Annotated in this window: 21 protein-coding genes; all 21 read right to left on the bottom strand. The window is 35.9% G+C overall.

Annotation, left to right across the window (positions count from 1 at the left end; genetic code table 11):
• Window positions 1-13: 13 nt before the first annotated feature.
• The 21 genes from rpsG to U9Q18_04515 all read right to left on the bottom strand — a co-directional run bounded on the left by rpsG (window position 14) and on the right by U9Q18_04515 (window position 25,226).
• A complete protein-coding gene (rpsG, locus tag U9Q18_04415) occupies window positions 14-484 on the bottom strand; it encodes a 30S ribosomal protein S7 (protein ID MEA3313601.1) in 471 nt (156 codons plus the stop codon).
• On the bottom strand, window positions 484-873 hold the full coding sequence (rpsL, locus tag U9Q18_04420; protein ID MEA3313602.1) for a 30S ribosomal protein S12: 390 nt from the start codon (window positions 871-873) through the stop codon (window positions 484-486). Before rpsL ends, rpsG begins: the two co-directional genes overlap by 1 nt.
• A gap of 98 nt (window positions 874-971) precedes the next feature.
• A complete protein-coding gene (gene rpoC / locus U9Q18_04425) occupies window positions 972-4,769 on the bottom strand; it encodes a DNA-directed RNA polymerase subunit beta' (protein MEA3313603.1) in 3,798 nt (1,265 codons plus the stop codon).
• Between the two features lie 14 nt (window positions 4,770-4,783).
• The gene (gene fusA / locus U9Q18_04430) at window positions 4,784-6,823 is read right to left on the bottom strand and encodes an elongation factor G (GenBank protein MEA3313604.1); all 2,040 of its coding nucleotides are present in this window, start codon (window positions 6,821-6,823) and stop codon (window positions 4,784-4,786) included.
• Window positions 6,810-11,009, bottom strand: coding sequence for a hypothetical protein (locus U9Q18_04435; GenBank protein ID MEA3313605.1), 4,200 nt, complete (start codon window positions 11,007-11,009; stop codon window positions 6,810-6,812). The genes fusA and U9Q18_04435 overlap by 14 nt, the downstream gene beginning before the upstream one ends.
• A 77-nt stretch (window positions 11,010-11,086) precedes the next feature.
• Complete coding sequence (gene moaC / locus U9Q18_04440; protein MEA3313606.1) at window positions 11,087-11,554, bottom strand: cyclic pyranopterin monophosphate synthase MoaC; 468 nt, start codon at window positions 11,552-11,554, stop codon at window positions 11,087-11,089.
• Between the two features lie 8 nt (window positions 11,555-11,562).
• Window positions 11,563-12,537: a GTP 3',8-cyclase MoaA gene (moaA, locus tag U9Q18_04445; protein ID MEA3313607.1), complete on the bottom strand. Its 975-nt coding sequence runs from the start codon at window positions 12,535-12,537 to the stop codon at window positions 11,563-11,565.
• Window positions 12,521-13,738 (bottom strand): endonuclease Q family protein, encoded by a 1,218-nt coding sequence (locus U9Q18_04450; GenBank protein ID MEA3313608.1) that lies wholly within the window; start codon window positions 13,736-13,738, stop codon window positions 12,521-12,523. Before U9Q18_04450 ends, moaA begins: the two co-directional genes overlap by 17 nt.
• On the bottom strand, window positions 13,735-14,403 hold the full coding sequence (locus U9Q18_04455; GenBank protein ID MEA3313609.1) for a glycosyltransferase family 2 protein: 669 nt from the start codon (window positions 14,401-14,403) through the stop codon (window positions 13,735-13,737). Before U9Q18_04455 ends, U9Q18_04450 begins: the two co-directional genes overlap by 4 nt.
• Window positions 14,397-15,269 carry a lysophospholipid acyltransferase family protein gene (locus U9Q18_04460; protein MEA3313610.1) on the bottom strand — a complete coding sequence of 291 codons (873 nt, stop codon included), beginning with the start codon at window positions 15,267-15,269 and terminating at the stop codon, window positions 14,397-14,399. The genes U9Q18_04455 and U9Q18_04460 overlap by 7 nt, the downstream gene beginning before the upstream one ends.
• On the bottom strand, window positions 15,269-16,186 hold the full coding sequence (locus tag U9Q18_04465) for a tyrosine-type recombinase/integrase (protein MEA3313611.1): 918 nt from the start codon (window positions 16,184-16,186) through the stop codon (window positions 15,269-15,271). The genes U9Q18_04460 and U9Q18_04465 overlap by 1 nt, the downstream gene beginning before the upstream one ends.
• Window positions 16,179-16,706 carry an NUDIX hydrolase gene (locus U9Q18_04470; protein ID MEA3313612.1) on the bottom strand — a complete coding sequence of 176 codons (528 nt, stop codon included), beginning with the start codon at window positions 16,704-16,706 and terminating at the stop codon, window positions 16,179-16,181. Before U9Q18_04470 ends, U9Q18_04465 begins: the two co-directional genes overlap by 8 nt.
• Entirely contained in the window at window positions 16,706-17,326 is a 621-nt protein-coding gene (locus tag U9Q18_04475) for a V-type ATP synthase subunit D (GenBank protein ID MEA3313613.1), read from the bottom strand. Before U9Q18_04475 ends, U9Q18_04470 begins: the two co-directional genes overlap by 1 nt.
• Complete coding sequence (locus U9Q18_04480) at window positions 17,316-18,725, bottom strand: V-type ATP synthase subunit B (GenBank protein ID MEA3313614.1); 1,410 nt, start codon at window positions 18,723-18,725, stop codon at window positions 17,316-17,318. The genes U9Q18_04475 and U9Q18_04480 overlap by 11 nt, the downstream gene beginning before the upstream one ends.
• Window positions 18,718-20,490, bottom strand: a complete 1,773-nt coding sequence (locus tag U9Q18_04485) for a V-type ATP synthase subunit A (GenBank protein ID MEA3313615.1) — start codon at window positions 20,488-20,490, stop codon at window positions 18,718-18,720. The genes U9Q18_04480 and U9Q18_04485 overlap by 8 nt, the downstream gene beginning before the upstream one ends.
• Window positions 20,491-20,502: 12 nt before the next feature.
• Entirely contained in the window at window positions 20,503-20,826 is a 324-nt protein-coding gene (locus U9Q18_04490) for a V-type ATP synthase subunit F (protein ID MEA3313616.1), read from the bottom strand.
• On the bottom strand, window positions 20,819-21,763 hold the full coding sequence (locus tag U9Q18_04495) for a V-type ATPase subunit (GenBank protein ID MEA3313617.1): 945 nt from the start codon (window positions 21,761-21,763) through the stop codon (window positions 20,819-20,821). The genes U9Q18_04490 and U9Q18_04495 overlap by 8 nt, the downstream gene beginning before the upstream one ends.
• Window positions 21,763-22,359: a hypothetical protein gene (locus tag U9Q18_04500; GenBank protein MEA3313618.1), complete on the bottom strand. Its 597-nt coding sequence runs from the start codon at window positions 22,357-22,359 to the stop codon at window positions 21,763-21,765. The genes U9Q18_04495 and U9Q18_04500 overlap by 1 nt, the downstream gene beginning before the upstream one ends.
• Before the next feature lie 8 nt (window positions 22,360-22,367).
• Window positions 22,368-22,889 (bottom strand): V-type ATP synthase subunit K, encoded by a 522-nt coding sequence (locus tag U9Q18_04505; GenBank protein MEA3313619.1) that lies wholly within the window; start codon window positions 22,887-22,889, stop codon window positions 22,368-22,370.
• Complete coding sequence (locus tag U9Q18_04510; GenBank protein ID MEA3313620.1) at window positions 22,876-24,909, bottom strand: V-type ATPase 116kDa subunit family protein; 2,034 nt, start codon at window positions 24,907-24,909, stop codon at window positions 22,876-22,878. The genes U9Q18_04505 and U9Q18_04510 overlap by 14 nt, the downstream gene beginning before the upstream one ends.
• Window positions 24,909-25,226: a hypothetical protein gene (locus U9Q18_04515; GenBank protein ID MEA3313621.1), complete on the bottom strand. Its 318-nt coding sequence runs from the start codon at window positions 25,224-25,226 to the stop codon at window positions 24,909-24,911. The genes U9Q18_04510 and U9Q18_04515 overlap by 1 nt, the downstream gene beginning before the upstream one ends.
• Window positions 25,227-25,233 lie beyond the last annotated feature (7 nt).

The raw sequence follows: 25,233 nt of genomic DNA on the forward strand, positions 1-25,233 counted from the left end.
TATTTATTTGCTTCTACCATCTAAAATGCGAGTAGGAACGGTTTGCCTCAGCCATCTTATGCACATCTGTCTTCTTCTTGTAGGCTCCACCTGTTTCATTAGCGGCATCTATAATTTCTTGTGCAAGTTTTTCTATCATAGATTTACCCGTCCTGACTCTTGAAGCTCTTACGATCCATTTTAAACTAACTTTTTCTCCTCTTCCTTTTTCGACTTCCGAAGGTACCTGGTAAGTAGACCCTCCAACTCTCCTTGGTTTAACCTGTACTAAAGGCCTTACATTAGAAAGAGCCAATTCAAAAATTTCCAAAGGGTCTTTCTTCACTTTTTCTTTAATAATATCAAATGCTCCATAAACAATTGCTTGAGATAAACTTTTTTTACCATCTAACATTACATTGTTTATTAATTTAGATAGTTTCACACTATTATACACCGGGTCTCTTAAAATTTTCCTACTCTTTATAACTCCTCGGCGAGGCATCAGGCACCTCCTTTAATATCTTTCGGTTTTTTTGTTCCATACTTGGACCTACCTCTTTTTCGATCTACAACACCGGCAGCATCAAGAGCTCCACGCACAATATGATATCTAACACCAGGAAGGTCTTTTATTCTTCCGCCTCTCACCAAAACCATTGAGTGTTCTTGCAAATTATGTCCTTCACCTCCAATATACGCAGTTACTTCAGCTCCATTAGTAAGCCTTACCCTTGCTATTTTTCTTAAAGCAGAATTAGGCTTTTTGGGAGTTGCAGTTTTCACTTGCACGCAAACTCCACGTTTTTGAGGACATCCTCTTAAAGCAGGGGTTTTGCCTTTCTCTTTTTTACTCTTTCGCGGCTTCCTTATTAATTGATTAAATGTAAACATTAAATAATCCTCCTACTAATTTTTATTTCACACGAAAGGTAATTATAGCAAAACAACTTTTCTTGTCAAGCAAAATCATTTGAGGAATGAGTCATAGCTCATTCCTCAAATTTAAAATTTGTACCTGCTGGAATCTTCTTCCCAACAATAATAGATTCTTTCATCCCTCTAAGTAGATCAATCTTTCCTTTAATTGCAGCTTCGGCCAGAACTCTTGGAGTTTCCTGGAATGATGCAGCAGAAAGAAAACTATCAGAAGAGAGTGCAGCTTTTGTTATTCCCTGAATTAAAAATTTGAAACATGCGGTATTTCCACCACGTGCTTTAGCAATCCGATTGGCAGTAAGTACAGAATCAATAGTAGCTATTTCGCCTTCATAATAATTAGTATCTCCTGCACCAATTATTTTGACTCTGTTAAACATTTGCTTTACCACAAGTTCTATATGTTTAACATTAATATCCACACCTTGCGATTTGTATACTTTTTCGATTTCTTGAATTAAATAACGTGCTGCTGCAATTACTCCATTAACCTCAAGAATTTCGCGAGGATCAAATGGTCCCTTGCTTAACACATCACCAACTTTTACAACATCCCCTGCGTTTACATTGAGCTTTTTATCACCTGCGGTAACAAATTTTACTTTTTCATTTTTCTCATTTGTGATTGTAATTGTTTTCTTTGCCTTATCCTCTTTAATTTCCACAAGTCCTGTAAGCAAAGAGATAAAAGCTTTACCTCTTGGACTACGAGCACTAAATAGTTCTTCAATTCTTGGCAATCCAGTTGTAATGTCTGCAACAGCCGCGCCACCAGCGTGAAATGTCCTCAAAGTAAGCTGGGTCCCTGGTTCTCCAATAGATTCAGCAGCAACAACACCAACTGCTTCCCCGATATTTACCATTTTTCTAGAAGAAAGGTCTAATCCATAGCACTTTTCACATACACCATGATCAGAGCGACAAGTAATAGGAGAACGAATTTTTACCTTGGCAATTCCAAATTTTTCTATCTCTTCTATTTTCTGTTTATCAATAAGTTCATTTCTTTTTACAATAACACGAGGTTTACTAATGAATATTTTTACCTTTTTTATTTTATGTTTCTTCATTTTATTCAACATCGTTTTATTAATTACATCCCCTACTTGCACAAGAATTTCTCCAGTAGGTTTATTAATAATACTTTCAGCAGCAGTAACATTTACTGAATCACCACTATCCACAGAAATTTCCTTTATTTTCTGCGGGACTGTAATATCCTCTGCAGCATATCTACCCCAAATTTGTTCCCCTAAAGATACGATAACGGAGTTTCCTTCCAAAATTGGCACTACCGTCACTCCATTTATGTAGTTCTCCACTAAGATCCTTTGTATGTCAAACTTATCGAGCAATTCAGCCTGGGCATGATTTATCATGTCGCCCTTATGGATAAGAATGTCGTGTGTATAAGGATTTTTTACATCCTCGGCAGCTATTTTCCCAGCAACTCTTCTAGAAAGAGATTCTACTATTTCATCTCCTATTCGTATGGGCTCTATCACCTGCAGAGCACAATCTTTTTCCTTAATAATTAATTCGTGAGTTACATCAACAAGTCTCCTGGTAAGATAGCCTGAGTTAGCTGTTTTAAGCGCAGTATCTGCTTGCCCTTTTCTCGCTCCGTGTGTAGAAAGAAAATACTCAAGAACAGTAAGTCCTTCGCGAAGATTCGACTTAATTGGAAATTCGATGATTCTACCAGTAGGACCAGCCATAAGACCCCTGATTCCTGCCATCTGAGTAATCTGATCTTTATTTCCTCTTGCACCGGAATTTGCCATCATATATAAACTATCAAACGGAGCAAAATAAGAAAACACAGCAGTTTTAACATTATCAGCAACCTCCAACCATACATTAATAATTTTTCTATATCGTTCATTTTCTGAAAGCAAACCTTGATTATACTCATTATTAATTTTATTCGTCCGAATTGTTCCATTTTCAATAAGCTCTTTTCTTTTGGGTGGTATTTTTACATCGTCCATCCCGATACTCATTCCAGCGTACGATGAATATTTAAAACCAAGATCTTTTAAATTATCAAGAAAAATACCTGTTTTTACAAGACCGAATTCGGAATAAAAATCAGATATAATCCTATCCAACTGTTGTTTTCCTACAGTCTCGTTGATAAATTTAAACCGTTTTGTTTTTTCATCATCACTGAAAATATTTTCCATAATCTTATCGTTAAATAATGCTCTCCCAACTGTCGTTTCTATCTTTTCTCCATCAACAAAGTATTTAATTGTATCATGTAACCCTAATTTTTTTCTTTCATACAAAAGCTCTACTTCTGCAGGATTATCTAATAAATGAGAGTATATTTTTTTACTTTTGCTTCCGAATGTCAGATAATACAAACCTAAAACCATATCCTGAACAGGTCCATTGATGGGAGAGCTATTCGCAGGAGAAAGAATATTGTGAGAAGAAAGTAAAAGTAAACGCGCCTCAGTCTGTGCTTCGAACGAGATAGGTAAATGAATTGCCATCTGATCCCCATCAAAATCTGCATTAAAAGGAGTACATACAAGTGGAGAAAGCTGTATTGCTTTACCTTCCGTAAGAATTGGCTTAAATGCCTGGATGCCTAATCGGTGCAATGTAGGAGCTCTGTTAAGGAGTACTACATAATTTTTCGATATGCTCTCTAATGCCTTCCACACTTCAGGCGTAGGATTTTCAAGAAGCTCCTTAGCCCTTCTCTTATTGTACCCTAATTTAGAAAGTTCATATATAATAAATGGCTTAAACAGTTCGAGTGCCATTTCCTTTGGAATACCACACTGATCAAGATTGAGATCTGGCCCAATAACAATAACAGCCCTACCAGAATAATCTACACGCTTTCCTAAAAGATTTTCTCTGAACCGTCCTTCTTTTCCTTTCAAAATATCAGTCAAGGAACGAAGTGGTCTTTTCGAAGAATTTAATACAGGATAAGTCCTTCTCCCATTGTCAAACAAAGCATCCACGGATTCCTGTAGCATTCTTCTCTCATTTTGTAGCATAATATCTGGAGCGTTTACCTCTATAAGCCTTTTTAATCTGTTGTTTCTATTTATAACTCTTCTATAAAGCTCATTCAAATCATCTGATGCATATTTTCCACCCTCAAGCGGCACAAGTGGTCTAAGATCCGGAGGAATAACAGGAACAACATCGAGTACAATATCTTCCGGCCTTCTATTATTTTGAATGAGACCTTCTACAACGCCTAAAAGTCTTACAGCATAGATTTTTTCCTGTTTAGTTCCGCTTTTAATTTTTTCCACTGCGCTTTCAAGCATTTTCTCCAAATCAACCATTTTTAATAAATCCCTAATAGCCTCGCCGCCTTTTTTGGCAACAAAATCATAGCCCTCTCCTTTATATATTCTGTATTCTTCATCTGTAAGTAGCTGCTTCATTCTGAGTTTTGTTTGCTTTGGATCTATTACAATATATGAAACAAAATATACAACCTTCTCAATGGCCTTTGCTTGTAAACCTAAGAGGAGCCCAACATAATTAATATTATTTTTAAAATACCAAACATGTACTACAGGCGAGGCAAGTTTAATGATTCCGAATCTTTCTCTTCTTACACTTGAAGGAAGTACTTCAACGCTACACCTGGAACAAGTTAACCCTTTATATTGAATTCCTTTTAATTTACCACAATGGCACTGATAATTTCGTACAGGACCAAATATTTTTTCGCAAAACAAACCATCAGGTTCTGGAGAATATGTCCTGTAACTATATGTCTCAGCCCTTTTAACTTCACCATGAGACCATTTCTCTACATCTTCCCGGGAGGCAAGTAACACTTTAAGTGCTTCTATCTCATTATGTTTCAAAATGCACCTCCTTTTTATTCCTTCTCTTCTATTTTAGAGCTCTGAATTACCTTTTCGATCATTTTAGGTGGTGCAGGTTCATAGCGAGAATGTTGTTGTGTAAATACGCCAGTTCCTTGTGTAATAGAATTAAGATCATTCGAATAACTTAAAATCTCAGCAAGTGGAACCAACGCCTCTATTATCTGTCTCCCATTCTCTGATTTCATACCCAGAACTTTGCCACGTTTACTATTTATATCTCCTATTACTTCTCCCATATATTGCTCGTCAACAATAATTTCTACCTTCTCGACTGGTTCAAGGATAATTGGATTACACTGCTCTAATGCCTTTTTCAGAGCCATTGAGCCTGCAACTTTAAATGCCATTTCAGAAGAATCCACAGGATGGTATGAGCCATCAACAACTGTCACCTTAATATTCACAACAGGATAACCGGCAAGTATACCATGACTCATTGCTTCTTTTACGCCTTTCTCCACTGCAGGAACATACTGCTTAGGGATAGCTCCACCAAAGATTTTATTAACAAATTCAAACTCTTTTCCTCTCGAAAGAGGTTCAACTTCTAGCCAACAATGTCCATATTGTCCATGTCCGCCAGTCTGCTTTTTGTATTTCCCTTCTACTTTTATTTTTCCTGTTATTGTTTCTCTATATGGTACTTTCGGAGTAGTAAGCTCTATATTTACATTATACCGCTTTTTTAATTTCTCCATAATAATAGAGAGATGTGCCTCTCCAACTCCAGATATAATCTGTTCATTGGTTTCGACATTCTTCGTAACAATTATAGTAGGGTCTTCATCCATAATTTTAGATAGACCTATACTCATTCTATCCTCATCTGCCTTACTTTTTGGCCGCATTGCCCGCGATAGCATCGGGGTTGGAAAAACAATTTTAGAAAATACAATAGGCGTATTTTTATCGGATAGCGTATCGTTTGTCTGCGATGCTAAAAGTTTAGTTATAATACCCATATCACCTGCAACAATTTTATCAGCAGGAATTTGTTCGGAACCCCTCACAAAGAGTAGCTGCGATATCTTCTCCGAAACACCCCTCAAACTATTATATGCGGTACTGTTTGAACCTAACAAACCTGAATATACTTTTATAAAAGAAAGCTTTCCAACATAAGGATCACTCACTGTTTTAAAAACAAAAGCTGAAAAATTATCATCTGCGGAAATTTTTCTTTCTTCTTCTTCGTTAGTCTTAGGGGCCATTCCTTTGACAACACCAAAAAAATCCGGTGAAACCATATAATCAACCATAAAATCTATAAGTTCATCAATCCCAAGAAGTGTAAGTGCAGAACCTACAAGAATAGGAAAAAATTCACCTCTGCTTAGCGATCTCTTTAAACCTTGTCTAATTTCTGCGGGGGTAAGTCCTTCTCCACCAAGATATTTTTCAAGTAATGCATCGTCTCCTTCAGCTGCAATTTCAATCAACTCTTTTTTAAGTTCAGAAACGTTAGGTATTACCCCATCTGGCGGTTCTTTGTCAGAAAGCAAATTATATACTCCTGTTACAGTTTTGCCATCCATTATTGGAACAATAATAGGAAAAGCCTTGGAACCGAAAGTTTCCTTAATATTGTCTATAATTTTACTAAGCTCTACTCCCTCAACATCAATTTTATTGATAAAAAATGCACGTGGTTTATTTATTTCCACAAGATAATTCCAATACCTCTTAGTTTGAATTTCAACACCTGCTACTGCGTTAATCACAATTAAGCCATTGTCTCCTGCTCTTATTCCGCTAAGTGCTTCCGCAATAAAATCTGGATAACCAGGTACATCAATAAAGTTAACTTTTACTTCATTATGCTCAAAAGGAACTATGGACAAACCAATACTAATAGATTTTTCTTTTTCCTCTGGTTGATAATCAGATACAGTAGTTCCATCCTCCACCTTTCCCATCCTTGAAACCAGTTTTTTCTTAAATAGAATAGCTTCAGATAAGGTCGTCTTCCCTGCATTACCATGACCAACTACAACAACATTTCTAATGTTCTCAGTTTTATATAACTTCACTGCTTTCTTCCTCCCTTTTCTTAAATGTGAGTTCTACTTTTTCTTTTTTAGGAATAATCTTTTCCCTCTTTGGTCTTTCTCCCTTCTTTTCGGGTAATACCTTTAAATCAAGAACCAAACCACGTAACTCGCGTTGAAGTACATTAAATGACTCGGGAATACCATGCATAAGTACTGTATTGCCTTTTGAAATTTCTTCGTAGGCATGCCTTCTTCCTTCAAGATCATCAGATTTAATTGTAAGCATTTCATGTAAAAGTTCAGAAGCCCCGTATGCCTCAAGCGCCCATACTTCCATCTCTCCTAATCTCTGTCCACCAAATTGTGCTTTTCCACCAACTGGTTGCTGTGTTATAAGTGTGTATTTTCCCACAGATCGTGCATGCATTTTATCTTCTGCAAGGTGGTTTAATTTTAGTAAATATGCATCACCAAGTGTTACTTTATAATCAAAAGGTTTACCAGTACGTCCATCATACACAGTAAACTGTCCTGATTCAGGCAATTTTGCTTCTTTTAGTAAATCTTTAATTTCTTGTTCACCAGCCCCATTAAATATAGGGGTAATAACTCTCACATTAAGCTTTTTAGCAGCAATGCCAATATTAGCTTCGAGAATTTGGCCCAAATTCATTCTAGACGGTACACTTAATGGGCTTAATATCACATCCACTGTAGTTCCATCATCAAGATATGGGAGGTCCTCTTCAGGCAAAATATTACTGATGACACCTTTGTTTCCATGACGCCCAGAAACCTTATCACCTACAATAATTTTTCTTTTCCTTGAGACACGCACTTTAATAAGCTCTTTGACACCTCGAGCAAGTTCATATCCATCTTCTTGCGCAAATCTCCTAACACTTACTACTACTCCTCCTTCACCGGGTGGCACTTTAAAAGAGCTATTTTTGATATTAGCAGGTCTATTATCAAATAAAGTTCTAAAAAGTCTTGCCTCACTTGTCTCATCTTCTTCTGGAAATGGAGTAGTTTTTCCTACAAGAATATCGCCTGGACCAACTTTGGATCCAACTCTTACAATACCGTTTTCATCTAAGAATCGCTTGGCTTCTCTTGAAACATCTGGTGGATCAGCAACAAGTTCTTCATCTCCATGATCAGTCTCATGTACATCAATATTATACTCTTTCACATGAATAGAAGTTAAGCGATCTTCTCTTACAAGCCTTCTGCTTATAACAACGGCGTCCTGGTAATTGTAACCATACCATGGAATGTATGCAACAAGAACATTTATGCCAAGAGCAAGTTCTGTATTTTTTGTAGCATAACTATCAGCAATAGGTTCTCCCTTTCGAACATGTTGTCCTTTCTTAACAATGGGATGTTCATTCCTGCAGGTATCCTGATTTGTTCTATAAAATTTCTTTAACTTATAAACTTTCCCTTTTTTTATTTTTATCTTAGTTATTCCTGCTTCAGCAAGTTTTTTCAGTGCATCAGCAGTTATTATCTCCTCTTTATTTAATATATATTCCTTCTTTCTGCCTTTTTTAACAACATAATCTTTAGCTGCTATAAGATCCACAACATCCAAATTTAATCTGCCAAGAAAAAAGGTCTTTACATCATCATTTGAATAAACGAGAAAATCTGTAATACCTTTTTCATAAAACTTCTTCAAAAGTTCTTCAGTGATTTCACTGCCAATATGTTTCGTCATTTTTGTGTTTATAAATGTAGCAAAAATCCACTTCTCTAAGATATTTTTTCCTATGACTGTAAGATTGATAGAAAACACAGGTTTGTTAACAACTTTGTCGTCTTCCTTTACTTTTATCTTTTTTATTTTGCTGTTAAAAAGCCTGCTCAATTTTGTATCAGATATTTTTTGCCCTTCCTCTATAATAGGTTTATTTTTTTTGCTCATTATTGTTTCGGCAGCAAACATGCCAACAATTTGTTCATTTTTTTCAAGGTCAAAACATTTTTTTACAGGAAACTTCTGTAATTTATCTAACTCAATTATGGATATCTCTTCTATTCCTTTTGTAATAAGCTTTTCAATAACCAAAGATGTAATCCTATCACCCACATATTTATCAAGACCTTCAACCCTTGGTTTATAATCAAACAAAAGAATTTCTTTTTGCTTCACCATATTTAAAAGATTTATTTTCAATTCCCTCACTTCTTTATATACCGAAACCTCTTCAGCTTTTGCATCGTCAGGCACTATATAAATGTGACTCCCTGTTACAAGAGAAACAATGCCATCTTCCTCGGCAAGTTGAAGATCTCCATTGTCTAGAGGAACCCTCTTCTCTATACCTGTTGCAACCCGAGGAGGATCAGGGTTAATTAATGGTACTGCCTGTCTCTGCATATTACATCCCATAAGAACTCTAGTTGCGTCATCATGTTCAAGAAAAGGAATAAGGGACGCCGATACACCTATAACTTGCTGTGGAACGATATCCATTAGATCTACTTCACTTCTGGCAACAGTTTGAGGAATGATTTCTCCGGATACGCTTTTTTCTCGAGCAATGACATTATTAACACTAATCACGCCTTTCTTATCGACTGGAGTATTTGCCTGCGCAATAATATATTTTTCCTCATCAGCGGGAGTAATTTCAATAATTTCATCTTTAACTCTACCCCTTTCTACTTTTCTGTAAGGAGCTGTAATAAAACCAAGATCATCAATCTTAGCATATGAAGCAAGTGAATTAATTAAACCTATATTTTGCCCTTCAGGCGTTTCAACAGGACAAATTCTACTATAATGTGAGTGATGTACGTCCCTAACCTCGACACCTGCTCGTTTTCTGTGTAACCCACCTGGCCCCAGAGAACTTAATCTTCTCTTATGGGCTATAGCAGAAAGAGGATTAGTCTCCTCCATAAATTGGGACAATTGATTGGTGCCAAAGAACTGCCTCAACTGACCAGATATTGTTTTTGCGTTAATAATTTCAGAAAGTTTTATTCTATCCTTCTGGGAAATAGTAATTCTGTCTTTTACATTTCTCTGTACCCTGATTAATCCTCTTTCTATTTCTTCTCCTATAAGTTCGCCAACAGTTCTTACCCTTCTATTCATTAAATTATCTATGTCATCTTCTTTTTCAATTCCTTCGCGTATATCTATAAGATAATTAATTATATTTATAAAATCTTTCTTCGTAAGATTCGTGCTATCTCCATTTGTACCAAATTTCATATTAATCTTATAACGACCCACAGGAATATAGCTATTCCTCTTCGGACTAATCAAGAGTCCTTCTACAAGTGATTTAGCGCCGTCTAATGTAATTCTTTCTTTAGGATGCACAATTTTATAAATATCCATCATAGCTTGTTCTGGAGTATTGCTCCTATCTCTCTTGATTGTCTGCTCAATCCAATAATCTACACCCTTAAGTTTAAGTGTAATTCGTTCTATATTATTTTTAGAAAGAATTTCCAAAGCCTTTTCCGTAAATCGTGTGCCCTTCTTAAGAAGTATTTTCCCGTTTTTTTCATTTTTTACATCTTCTACAAGCACTTTCCCGAAAGCTACTTGATAAGAAGATTCTGCTTTTGTTATAATATTAATTGACATTACTCTATTAAAGGTGGAGAGTATTTCCTCGTTGGATGAAAAACCTATCACTTTAAGAACTGTTGAAAGCGGGATTTTACGCATCTTCTTTTTAAGCCTCATGTATATAACATTGTCTTTTCCCACTTCCATATCCATCCAGGTTCCATGGTCAGGAATCATAGTGACAACGTAATTAATAATGCCAGAATCCTTTTCGCGATTTAATTGGAAAAATACACCGGGTGAACGTAGGAGTTGTTGTACCACAACTCTTTTCCTGCCATTAATGACAAAACACCCTTCAGGAGTCATCACAGGAATATCTGCAAGATATACGCTCTGCTCTATAATCTCTCCTGTTTCCTTGTAAGTCAATCTAAAAGTTGCATTTATGCGCGCTTCGTAAGTAGAACCAATACGTAGACAATCTTCAATAGACTTTATAGGGTCGCTAACAAAATAACTTACAAATTCAAGTGTAATCTTCTTTGTTTCAATCGGAAATATTTTTGCTAATATTTTCCCCAACTTCCTGTTCTTGAGATCCTCGTAAGATTCTTTCTGTACCTTGAGAAGATACGGCATTTCAATAGTTGGTTTCGTCTTGGAAAAATCTATTATGCTCTCCATTTACCCTCCTTCTTCTGAAAACACAGCAAAAAAATAGTTTACCATCTTTTTATTTTATGTCAAGCAAAAAAATTTCTTTACTTTTTTATAAAATGTCCGCTTTTCCCCCCTGATTTTTCAATGAGATAAACCTCGTCAATTTCCATTTCTTTGTCCATCGACTTGCACATATCATATATAGTAAGTGCGGCAACAGATACTGCAGTTAAAACTTCCATCTCCACACCTGTTCTTCCCACAAGCTCAGCAGTTGCTTCAATTTCAATGGCAGAAGGACTTTCAAGAATTTTAAAAGAAACATCCGAATGCGTAATGTTTAACGGATGGCAAAGAGGGATCAGTTCTCCTGTTTTTTTAGCCGCAAGAATACCAGCAATTTTCGCAGCACTCAGCACATCACCTTTTTTGATATCTCCATCAATTATCATATTTAAAACATCTTTATTCATTTTTATTCGAGCATGCCCCCTGGCGAACCTAACGGTTTCCCTTTTTTCAGTGACATTCACCATTCTTACACGACCATTTTTATCTATCTGACTCATTTTTCCAATCATCCCCCTAACTCTTTCATATTTTTAATGAACTGTTTATCATCCTTTTTAATATCTCCGTGCGCTGCAGGCTTAATTTCAACAGATTTCTCAATAAGTTTAATCAACTTGTCTCTGTCTTGTAATTTGACTGCATCCCATATATCAATACTTTCATTGGAAAAGAGGCAAGGATATATCTTCCCCATTGCAGTAATACGAATTCTGTTGCAAGTAGCACAAAAGTGCTGGCTCACAGGAGTAATAAAGCCTATTTTTCCCTCACTTCCTACAATTTCATAATAATCCGCAACCTCTCCTTTGGCACCTTTACCTGCACTTAACTTATATTTTCTCTTTATTGTATCAAATGCTTCTGCAAAACTCATATAATGATCCTTCCAAAAACCATTATCCCATACTGGCATAAGTTCGATAAAGCGCACAATAACAGGATACTTTAAAGAAAGCTCTGCAATAGGAATAATATCTTCTTCGTTTATGCCCTTCATTAGGACCGTATTAATTTTTACTGGAGTAAGACCAACATTAATAGATGCGCTCACTCCATCCATCACATTTTCAAAAAAATCTCTCTGTGTAATTTCCTCAAACGTTTCTCGCCGTAAAGTATCCAGGCTAATATTTACACGTGTAAGCCCTACATCTTTTAAAGGTTGAGCAAATTGCCTCAACAAAGACCCGTTAGTAGTCAAAACAATTTCTTTTATGTTTTTATTAACACTGGCACTTCGCACAATATCAATGATGTCTTCGCGAAGTAAAGGCTCTCCACCTGTAATCCGCACTTTTTCGATTCCCAATTCAGATACTGTACGAAATAAAAATGCCATATCATCCTTAGTAAATTCTGTTGTTTTCTTGCCTTCGTCGATATGAGAAACACAGTATAGGCAATTAAAATTGCACCTTGAAGTAACAGAAAACCGTATATAAGTTATTTTGCGACCGAACCGATCAATTAAATAATTCAACTTGTTGTTCTCCTTCCATACTTATTGTTAATTTGCCATATTCCCCGTCATATCCAGCTTGTTTTACTACATTTCCATTACGCATCGCAACGATAGCCTTTGCTACATTTACATTAATTTTATCAAACAAAACTCTTTCACTTTTAAAAATCAAGACATCAAATTCTGTATTTAATTCATTCAGCACATTTTGATATTCTCTCTCAACTGCTTTTGTTCCTTTCCCTTTTTGTAAAACCTGTGAGATAATTTCCTTGAGTGGAATGATGTGTACAAATGGAATTTTTCCATCACTCCTCTCTTCCTTCTTCCATCCTGCAAGATCCATTACCCTATGAAAAACTCCATAGGTAAGAGGTTTGCCACAAACAGGGCAAAAAATCTTTTTCCCATTTTCTGGCACAAAATGCACTTCACACTTCCTGTGGCCATCACCAAAATATTTACCCTCTTCCGGGAAAAATTCAATCGTAAAAAGAAACTTTTTCATATCTTTATTCTTAATTGCGGTAAAAATTTCTTCATAAGAATAAACATTCTCCATCACATTTGCTTCTCTGCCAAGGTTTTCCAAAGAATGAGCATCGGAATTGGAAATCATTGTAAAGCGGTCAATGTCCCGCACAAGATAATTCATGTAAGGGTCGGAACTTAATCCTGTTTCCAATGCAAAAATTTTATAAGTTTCATCGCCAAAACAATCTTCGATTCTATCAAAACCATACTTTGAGCCAAATAGCCCAAACCATGGTGTCCAAACATGTGCAGGAATAACAAAAATTTTATCTGATATAGAAGAAATTAGTTTTAAAAGCTTCTCTCCCGAGATAAAAATCGTAGGACGTCCATCAGAAAGAAGATTACCAAAACACGCAAGTTCTGCATTCAAAACATCCAACAAATCAAAAGACGGTACAGTAAGAAGGAGATGTATTTTTCTTAATTTGCCATCTATGTTAAAAACAATATTTATCTCACCTGAAAGAATAAATTTTACGCCACCAAATTCAAATAGACCGTTTTTCAAATCTATAAGCTTCGTTTTGACCTCTTTCATCCATTCCGGGTGAGTAATGTCCCCTGTCCCAAGGATAGTAATCCCTTTCTTCTTTGCCACTTCTGCCATGCCTTCTATACTTATGTTTTTGCTTGTTGCGCGACTAAAGCGTGAATGCACATGTAAATCAAGTATTTCTCTCATTTGCACCTCCAGAAAAATAGCTTTACAACAAGAAATACAAATCTTACAGGATCAACAAACTGATTAATCTTGCTTTGTGCCTGGTGTATATATATTGTTTTAATGGGGACAAAACATATTTTAAATCCACATTTTGCGCCTTTTATAAGCATTTCTGTTTCTATTTGATATCTACTAGAAGTAAGGCATATTTTTTCAAGTACACTTTTTCGAATAATTCTATAACCTGACTGGCTATCCAAAATTTTTGTGCCAGCAACAAGAGAGGTAAGAAAGGAAGAAAAAATATTAGCAAGTCTCCTACTCACCGGCATAAGCTCTCTATCAAATCTCCTTGCGCCTACTACGATATCAAAACCTTCATGTATTTTATTCACAAACAGAGGAATTTCATCAGGATCATGTTGACCATCAGCATCTAAAACAACAATAAAATCCGCACCTTTCTTAAGTACATACTTAAAACCAACATTCATTGCTCCTGCTTTCCCCTTATTCACTTTATTTCTTATAACAAACGCACCGCCTTGTCTGGCTTCTTCGCTTGTATTATCCATAGATCCGTCATCTACTACAACAACAAAATCTGCATGATTTAGAGTTTTTTGAACTACACTCCTTATATTTTTTTCTTCATTATAAGCAGGAATGACAGCTATTAACATTTGTACTCCTCAAAATAATCAAAAAAATGATACCAGCGATCTGGATACTTTTTAACATATTCTTCCAGTAGTGATGCAAATTTCTTTACATATTCTTCTATGAACGCTTTTTCTCCCTTGCTTCTGTCAATAATAATTTCATGACTAACACATGCTTTATACTTCCCTTTTTCTTTTACAGCAAATCCAAAAATACTTCTTGCTCCAGTCCTGTATGCAAGAAGAGCTGCTCCTCCAGGAAATGTCACGCATTTACCAAAAAATCTGGTCTTGATCCCATCCTTATTAATATCTCTATCACTTACTATTGAAGCGACTTCATTATTTTTTAAAGCTTTATACACTCCAATAACTCCTCCGGGAAATGGGTGGACAACAACATTCCCTTTTTCTCTCATCTTTTTATACAAATTTTCCATTCTTTCGTCAGGCTGAGGAAGTCCGATACCATGCGCACGATAACCCATATATCCAAGGATAAAACCTGCAGCTTCCCAATTTCCAAGATGTGCAGTAGCAATAATGATTCCTTTTTTAGATGAAGCAAGCTCTTTCAGTTTTTCATCTACTCCATCTACAATAAACCTATCTTCAATCCATTTTTTTTCACGCGTGAATAATAAAAGATAATCAACTATATTTGCTACAAAATTCTTATAAAGGTTGAAGGCTATACTTCTTATCTTCTTTTTGTCTTTATCTCTTAAGATACGCTTTAAATTTTTAAAAACCTTTCTTCTTTGTTTATAAAACAAAAGAAAACTCAACATGGCAAAAAAATTACTAATCCAATAACACACTTTTACAGGAAGATGAGAAACTAAAAACAATGCAAATGATGCTATCTGGTATGAAAAATAGAACATTATCTATGCTTAAAAAGTGGGTGCTTTTTAAGATAAACAAAATATGTATATTCTTCTGGAAGCATTGTATTTTTCAAAACAAGCGGAGTAGTAATATACCCAAAAATCCTCTTCATTTCATCAAGATCCGCATTACCAAAGAAAAAAAGATGGGAAGTAACCGAATGCCTGAGTGTGCAAGGTGTTACTTTCTTGTTTATGTCAGATTCTTTTGCATATTTCTTCACTAAAAGATATATACTTTGCCTCGTTAATTTGTCGCCACTCCGATTCAAAAAGAGATAACCTGAGTCCTTTTTCTCCAATTTTGCAAGAATCCTTTTCCTTGCTTTAAGATAATCTTTCAAAAAAGGAATTAATTCTTCACAAAAAGGAACCTCTCGCTTGCCAATATGATTCCTATAAATAAACAAATGGTTTTTCAAATCGAGATCACTAACCTTTACCACACACACCTCGGATGCTTTAGCTCCTACGCTATAAAGAAAAAGAAGCATTGCTTTATCCCGCACCCCAAGAAACCCTCGGCCTTTAGCTGCGTCGGTCATTAATTTAACCTCACGGACGGTAAGCACTTCTGGATAAGATTGCAACTCATTCTTAAAATATCCTATTTTTCTAAAATCCCTTTTTTCTATTAATTTTCTTTCATATAAATATTTATAAAGCTTTTTTAAGCTTGCAATATTTCGTTTAACGCTTGCCTTACTCATATCTTTCTTAATCTTGTTTAAATAGTGCTCAATAAATTTAGTATCAACCGCACTCCATTTTGTTACTCCACTTTTTTCAACAAAGTGTAAAAACTTTGCAATATCATTAGTGTAAGCACAAACAGTGTTAGCTGCTATTTTTTTATCAGAAGAAAGGTGCTCCAAAAACAATCTTACATTTTCTTTTAAAGTATTTTTATTCATTTCCTTTCATCGCCTTCCAGTACAAAAGCCCTAAATATGTCTTAGCGTCTCTGATTTTATTTGTACTTAAATAATTATCCACTTCTGAAACAGGCAAAAGTTTTACAGACAAATCTTCGCCTGCATCAAGGTGTACACTGCCTTGTTTAAACTGATCTGCATAAAAAAGGTACATCTTTTCGTCTACAAAACCAGGACTTGAGTAAAATTCCGCAATCTTTTTTATGTTTTGAGGAATAATACCTACTTCTTCCTCCAGCTCTCTTATAGCAGCTTCCTCGGGAAGCTCATTCTTTTCAACTCTTCCCGCAGGAATTTCCAAAAGTTCTTCCTCTACGGCTGCCCTAAATTGTGATACAAGGATAATATTTCCATTGTATTCAGCGACTATTGCCGCAGCATATCCACCATAACTCACAACTTCTCGTTCCCACACAGTACCATCGTCGTGCTGAACAGTTTTATTATAAAGAGCAAGGAGCCTACCAGCACATATTTTTTTAAATTTCAATATTTTCATCAGTGGCTTCTTATTGTATCCTTTATTTTAAGTAAACGAGCTATATTACCTCTTTCCATTTCTTCCAATTTGCCTGAAATATATTTAATCGTCTCTTCAAGATCGGGTATCATAATGTATTCAAGCGCATTAACTCTTCTGCGCGTTTTTGAAATTTCCTCAGCGATGCAATATAATTCCCTTTCAACAGAAGAAAGAGTTATAATTTCTTTAAGGATTTCTTTCATTTCTTTAAAAACAATATCTATTTCTTCGTGAGTAAAAGTAATTGGATAAGAATAAGGAATACCTTCTTCTTTTTCTTTAAACACAGGAAATTTTACATTCATAACCGATCCCTCTTCCGCCGTCATATCTACTGAAAAACTGCTACCAAGCAATAGAGAAAACAGTTCATCAGTGGAAATATCTGCCGTTGAAACATAAAAATTACGCTGTAGATGCATAAACTTCTCATCGAGTTCTTTCCTGTTTTCTATAAACTTATTCGCAACATCCAAAAAACCACGCATAAGTCCTTCAAGTTTATCCTTTAAAAGCTTATACCCCCTCTTTGCGAAGACATATCTACCTTTAAGCCGGAGAAGTTCCATTCGAGTAGGATTTACATTAATCAGCATTTTTTTTGTCACCCTCACTGGATGTAGTGTGCCTACTCAAATATTTTTCAATATATTCAGGCCTGATCCTCTTTAATTCGCCCACAGGGAACATTGAGAGCAAACGCCAACCTATATCAAGCGTTTCTTCAATTGACCTGTTTTCATATTCACCTTGCTTCACAAACTTTTGTTCAAATTCATCGGCAAAACGGACAAAGATAAGGTCAGTTTTTGTAAGAGCAGATTCTCCTAACACAACTGCAAGTTCTCGCACTTCCCTTCCCCTTGCATACGCAGCAAAAAGCTGATTCAACACATCAGCATGATCTTCACGTGTTTTTCCGTTACCAACCCCTTTGTCTTTTAATCGTGACAAAGAAGGCAATACATCAATTGGAGGGTAAATTGCCTGCTGAAACAAATTTCTATTAAGGAACATCTGCCCTTCAGTAATATATCCGGTGAGGTCTGCTATGGGATGAGTTTTATCATCCTCCGGCATTGTAAGAATTGGAATCTGTGTAATTGAGCCTTTCTTTTCCTTTATTCTCCCTGCCCTTTCATACATAGTTGCAAGATCCGTATACATATACCCCGGGTACCCTCGCCTTCCTGGTACTTCTTTTCGTGCTGCAGAGATTTCTCTCAAAGCTTCACAATAGTTGGTCATATCAGTTAAAATGACGAGAACATGCATACCTAAATCAAACGCAAGATATTCAGCAACAGTTAATCCAAATCTAGGTGTAGCAATTCGTTCAATAACAGGGTCATTAGCAAGATTTAGAAACATTACAGAACGCTCTAGCGCTCCCGTTTTTTTAAAATCTTCCATAAAATAGTTTGCTTCTTCAAACGTAATTCCCATAGCTACAAACACAACTGCAAACTTCTCTTCTTTGCCTAATACCTTTGCCTGCCTGGCAATTTGAGCCGCTACCTGTGCATGCGGCAAACCAGACCCGGAAAAAATAGGAAGCTTTTGCCCCCTTACAAGTGTATTCAGACCATCAATAGCAGAAATACCAGTTTGAATAAATTCTGACGGGTAATTTCTCGCATAAGGATTCAAAGGGTTTCCATTAATATCCATTCGTTTCTCTGGAATAATAGCAGAACTCCCGTCAATTGGGACTCCTGATCCATTAAATATTCTTCCAAGGATAGATGGCGAAAGGCCTACTTCAACGCCTTTACCCAAAAATTTTACTCGAGTCCCCCCAAGATTCAAACCAGAAGTTCCTTCAAACACTTGTATCAAAGCCCTGTCTCCGTCTACCTCAAGCACCTGGCCATTTTTAATGCTACCATCAACTGCTTTTATCTGCACAATTTCGTTATACTTTGCTCCCTCTATATGATCAACAATAAGCAAGGGGCCTGCTATTTCTCTCGCTGTTACATATTCTTTAGCCATTCTCCACCTCTTTTACAAGCATATTGAATAAACTTCCAATTTTCTCCTCTATAGCGTCGAATTTCTTTAGCTCTTTTTCGGATATAAGCTTCGCTCTCGAGATCTCAACTCGTACAGGGAGGGAAAGAATTTTATCCAATTCCACATTTTTATCCAATGCATGAGCTGCAAGTTTATTAAACAAATGAATTAATTTCATCATTCTATACTGTTTCTTTAAAGAAGTATAAGTATCTTCATCCATGAATGCATTCTGCTGAAGGAAATCCTCTCGTATCAAACGGGCCGTTTCCATAATAAGTCTATCTTTTGAAGAAAGGGCATCTATTCCAATAAGCCGCACCATTTCCTGCAATTCTGCTTCTCTTCTTAATATCTTCATTGCCTCCTGCCGTATCTCAATCCATTCTTCTCCCATCTCTTTTTTGTAAAAATCAGAAAGCATATCTACATATAATGAATAACTTCTTAACCAATGGATAGAAGGAAAGTGCCGCGCATATGCAAGTTGTGCATCAAGAGACCAGAACACTCTTACTGTTCTGAGAGTTGCCTGTACAACAGGATCAGACAGATCTCCGCCTGGAGGGGAAACAGCACCGACAACACTTAGTGCCGCTTCTTTTTCACTTCCAAGAATAAAAACTCTTCCAGCTCTTTCGTAGAAACTTGCAATTCGAGAAGCAAGATATGCAGGATAACCTTCTTCACCAGGCATTTCTTCAAGTCTTCCGGACATTTCTCGCATTGCTTCTGCCCAACGAGAAGTAGAATCTGCCATCAGTGCAACATTATATCCCATATCCCTGTAATATTCTCCGATTGTAATCCCAGTAAATACAGACGCCTCCCTTGCGGCTACTGGCATATTAGATGTATTTGCAATAAGAACTGTTCTCTCCATCAATGGTCTGCCTGTACGGGGATCTTTTAACTCGGGAAACTCCATAAGCACATCAGTCATTTCATTTCCACGCTCTCCACAACCAATAAATATAACGATATCCGCATCAGACCATTTGGCGAGCTGATGCTGAATAACGGTTTTCCCACTGCCAAATGGGCCCGGCACGCAAGCAGTACCACCACTTGCTATAGGAAAAAAAGCATCTATGACCCTTTGCCCTGTAATAAGAGGATTAATTGGAGGAAGTCTTTTCAAAACAGGGCGTGCAACTCTAACTGGCCATTTCTGAAAAAGCTTTATCTCTTTCGTTCCTTCTATAGTTTTTACTCGTGCTACGACCTCTTCCACTGTCACTTTCTTCTTTTCAATAATACTTATAATCTCTCCTTCTATGCCACTGGGAACAATTATTTTATGCATTATTACAGGTGTTTCCTGAACTTTTCCAATCACATTTCCAGTTTTTACAGTAGCTCCTTTTCTTACCAGAGGCTCAAATAACCATTCTTTTTCCCTGTTTAGTGCTGGTTTATATGCCCCTCTTGAGATAAAATCTCCATACTCCTTGCGAAGTTTATCCAAAGGTCTCTGTACTCCATCGTATATAGAACCAATGAGCCCGGGACCAAGCTCCACACTGAGTGGAAGTCCTGTAGAATAGACAGATTCACCGGGACTAATACCGCTTGTATCCTCATAAACCTGTATGGAAGCTTTATTTTCTTTAATTTCGATTATTTCTCCAAAGAGTTTTTTATCGCTTACATACACCATTTCAAACATCTTTGCCTGAGGAATATTCTCAGCAATTACAAGTGGACCAGATACCTTGACAACTCTTCCTGCCTTCTCTTTCATGCAACACACTCCTTATTCATTCTTTTTTGAAAAAATATCTATGCCTATTGCCTTCTCCACTGAGTATCGAACCCATTCAATGCCAGTACCTTTATATTCTACAGGAGAAGGTAATACAAAAACTATAGGTAGTCCCTTACGTCGTTCCTCTACAAATTCCTTAAGTCTATCTACAAAATCTTCTGTTGTAACCACAATGTTAAACTTTTTCTTTTTCACAATATCTGCAATCTGCTTAGCAGCTTCATTGCTATCTTTTACGACAAACACATCAAACCCAAAACTTCTAAAAAGAGCTCCTATCCGCTCTTCGCCTACAAAAGCAAGTTTATGCATAAGAGATACTCACCCTCTCAAGAATTTCATCTCTACTCATCTGCGTTTTTTTTCCACTTATAAGTATTGAGAGCGTTTCTATCTCAAACTCGAGCCTTTTTAAATAAACAAAAATTACTTCAATCCCAATATTTACAAATTTCCCTTTCTCGAGAATTTTTATCAAGCGCCTTTTCAGCATAAGATCATTTATCTCTCCCGATTCCAATACAAACTCCCTGAACTGCCCTTTGTTCTTTATACCCACTGCTTTTCTGCTAAACTCAAAAGAAGGAAGCACTTCAAAAACAGTAGAAAGAATTTCAAGAAGGTCTTTTTCTTTCACAAGACGTGAGTCCATAAACCCCTTCAGTCTGTAAAAAATATTCTGGAGTTCGGACTCTGTATAAGTGCTGTAATATTGTTTGATAAGATCTGAACCCACAAAAGCCGCACTACTAACAAGATACTTTAGTCTATAAATATCAAGTGCTATTGCTACTTTTAATGGGTTTTCTTTAAAGAGAGACATTTTCGTACATGATTCATGGAATTCAATTGGAAAATTGCCACTCCCTTCCTCTGCAAATCTGCGTAGTTCAATATACAAAGGCATCGTTTCAATAGCATCGGGAGAAAGCACCCATTTTTTAATCTTCAAGAAAATTTCTTTATTTTTGAAAAATGCATTTATAAACCCTTTCGAAACATATTTTTCCATATCGTTAATATCAAAGTAAAAACGTTGAAATATTGCCTGATCAAAGAATTCATTGCTCATAATAAATTCTCTGTAAGGTGTATCTAACAGCTCTCTGCGCAGCTCCTCCATAGAAAGAGTGACAAAATGCTCGAATGTTTCGCGTGTAAAAAGCATAGTTTCAAGAACTTTCACCCTACCAGAAATATAGTTATAGACATCAGCTTCTTTTCTTTCAATAAGAAATTCTTCTCTCATCATAACTCCTTAAAGAGCTCCTTCGCTGCAACTATCTCCTCTTCTTCTCTTAATTCCCTTACAAGGGAAGAAATGGAATCATCCACTTCTATTTCACTTCCCTTTAAGATGCATCCGCCTTTTATGTTAATTGTCTTTTTTGAAAGCTTTATGTTTCTTTTGCTCTTTTGTAATTCTTTATTTATATTGTCTATGAATTTTTTTTTAATAAATTCATAATCATGCTTATTAACAAGTAAAATAGATTCTCCAAGCGGTGCATCTCTTAAAATTAATTTCTTAATAAGATTCAAATATAAATCCTTTTTTATAGAAGAAATTTGATTTTCTACCTGTAAAAAAAGGGCACCGAGAAGGGTTCTTTTTTCTTCAAGGAGAATTCTATCCAACTTCCGTGTCTCCTGAGCAATTCTCTTTTTTGTTTCACTTTCCATATCGCTAAGTAGTTTTCCAAGTCTTATTGAGAATTCTTTTTCTTTGCTCTCTGCAAATTTTTTAAACTCTTCTAGATTCCTCTTTTTTTCGTCATCTAAAAGAAGTTTTGTCTCTTCTATGGCTTTATCTTCTATTCGTTTCTTCAGTTTTTCTATGCTCATAAGACAAATTAAAAGGCTTTTCCTCCAATCCACATAATGAAAAGCACTGCAACGAGTAAAGCAAGAACAGCATACATCTCAACAAGCCCAGGAAGAAGAATTGCACGGCCGCCTTCTTTAGGACTTTTCCCAGTAAGATCTATAGCACCGATAGCTGAATTACCCTGTGCAATAGAGCTCCGAAATTGTACAAGCCCAACAAAGATTCCCATAACAAACATTGACATTCCTTGCCCGAACGATGCCTGAGGATTTCCACTTGTTAAACCAAAACTCTGCATCATAAGAAATGCTACTACAAATCCATAAAAACCCTGTGTTCCAGGAAGAGACATAAGTACAAGCAATTTACCAAAAAGCTCCGGTTTTTCAGAAAGCACTCCTGCTGTATGAGCTGTTGTCCTTCCAATTGCAATTGCAGATCCTATTCCTCCTAACGCAACTACAATTACTGCACCCATCACAACCCACAAAGGTCCATTTGTGCCAAAAAGATAGATGCTTAAGCTCTGTGAACTAAGATTTTCCATTAACTTCAACCTCCTTTATTTTTGTAATAATTCTTATATTTTTTAATTCAAGGCCTAAAGGCATAAATTCAACACTGGCAATATCATAAAATCTACAGAAGAACTCAAGGAAAAGCAAACGTATAGAATGTATAAATGCACTAAGAGAATTCATTGCCAATGTAAGACTATGCCCAAACAGCAGCAATAACAGCATAGCAAAAAAACCGAGAGGGCCAAGTAAATCACCAAAAAGTTTACCCACAATGTTAAACGATGATGCAAGAATAGATGTACTAAGCCCCAATACAAACAAGCGAGAATAGGAAAGCGCATCGCCGAGAAAGCTTGTCAAACCATACGAACTTCTGATTCCATAGATATTAATCAGTGCAGCAACCGGTTTAAGTAATGGCTGACGTACAGAAATCCATCCACCTGCAAGCAAAAGAATGAAACCTACAACAAGAAGTGTATATACAGGAATTTTAATTTGCGGGTACTGTCCAACAAATAACAAAAGGACTAATGAAGGAGCAAATAAAAACCATCCAAGTCCGTTGAAAACCCCTTCTGCATATTCTTTTCTTCTAAATCTTATTATCATACTTAGTAATATTCCCAAGAGTTGCACAAGGATTCCCAAACCAATTGAAAATGTTAGAAATTCGATAGAACCTTCTGCAGAGGAGGGATCTATAATTTGCAACTTTCCAAGAAAATGCGTAAACGATATATGTGAAAAATACATAGGAAAGAAATTTCCCACAACAGAACCTGTTAAAAAACCCACAACAATAGCAATGGAACCTCCATACAGAAATATTTTAAAGAATTTTTCTACTCCGGCATTTCCTCTGTACCGCTTCAAAAAATACAAGCAGCCCAAGACAATAAGTAAACCATAAAACGCATCGCCTAAAGCAACACCAAAAAAGATAGAAAAAAGAATTGCAACAATCGGTGTAGGGTCAAGTGTAAAATAAGATGGCACGCCAAACATTTTAATTAGCATTTCAAAAGGCCTAAAGAAAGAGTTATTATTTAAGGCAACGGGTACAGCATCATGTACCGTAGGCTCTGAAGATATAACAACACTGTGAGACCTTTTTTCCATTTCATTGAGCTTATCGAAATCTTTTTCTCTTACAAATCCTCTAAAAACAACATTTTTCTTGCTCTCAACAGTATAGTTTATAGATTTATATTTTCTCTCCATAGATTCATAGTAATCCTTAATTGCAAGAAGCTTCCCCTTTTCTTTGTAATATTCCTTAATTCTGGAGAGAATAATCTCTTTTTCTTTTTCAAGTCCTGAGAACCTTTGTAAAATTCTATCTGTTTCCTCTTCAATAAAACCAGAGAAAGTTTCTGTTACCAAGATTTTTTCAATTCTATACTCTTTCATCAAGTTCATAACTTCTTCCTCGTCTTCCTTTAAATAAAGAAAGAAGAATTTTGCTTTAACCCTCTTTTCTCCAAAAACATATAGAAAATTTTTCTCTATAAGTTCCTTTTTGCTGGAAAGCAATTTGTCAAAATTTTTTCCATCCATTATGCCAATAAATGAATTAGTTTCCTCTGTTCCTGAAAGGACTGCAAACTCGAATGGGAATTCTACAATGGAATTTATCAGAATCTTTTCTTCCTTTAATCCGTTTTCTTCTTTCTGTAATTTTGAATATCTTATAGAAAGACTGGAGAGTTCATTAAAAAAATCGTCCAATGGGAATTTTATTATAATATTATCAAATTCTTCTCTCGAAAACCTTTCATCTTCCGGAAGGAAAGCACTGATAAAACCTTTCTGTTCTACACCAAACTGCTTAAAAACTGAAAATATAGAGGAAATCGTGTTCAGTTTATTAGAAACAGTATGAGCAGAAACAGGATGCGTAAAATAATTTTCACCATCTTTCACGCATGAAGGGGAAAACTTATCGATATGGAAAACACCCAATCTATAAATCTCATCTAAAATAGCGTCTTTCTCTTCTTTTTGGCAAACAATGTGAACCTTTTGAAGTTTTTCAATCGCCATTAACTTTTGATAACCTTCTCCGCAAGTTTTTTTGCTATTTGTTCTGCTTCTCGTGAGGCAATATTTTTCAATTCTTTTAATTTTTTTTCGTAAGATATCTTTATTTTTTTAACTTCTTCTTGTACCAACTTTTTATTTTTCTCCTCTTCTCTTTTTTTCTTTTCAGCAAATTCTTCTTCCAATTTATTCACAAAATCTTCTTGCTCTTGTGCCATTTTTTGTTTAAGAAGGGCTGCTTCTTTTTCTGCCTTATTAAGAATCTGTTTGGCTTTTTTCTCTGTTTCGCTTATCGAAACAAGTATATCTCTTTCAATCATATACACC

The sequence above is a fragment of the Caldisericota bacterium genome, from assembly GCA_034717215.1.
Lineage (GTDB): Bacteria > Caldisericota > Caldisericia > Caldisericales > Caldisericaceae > UBA646.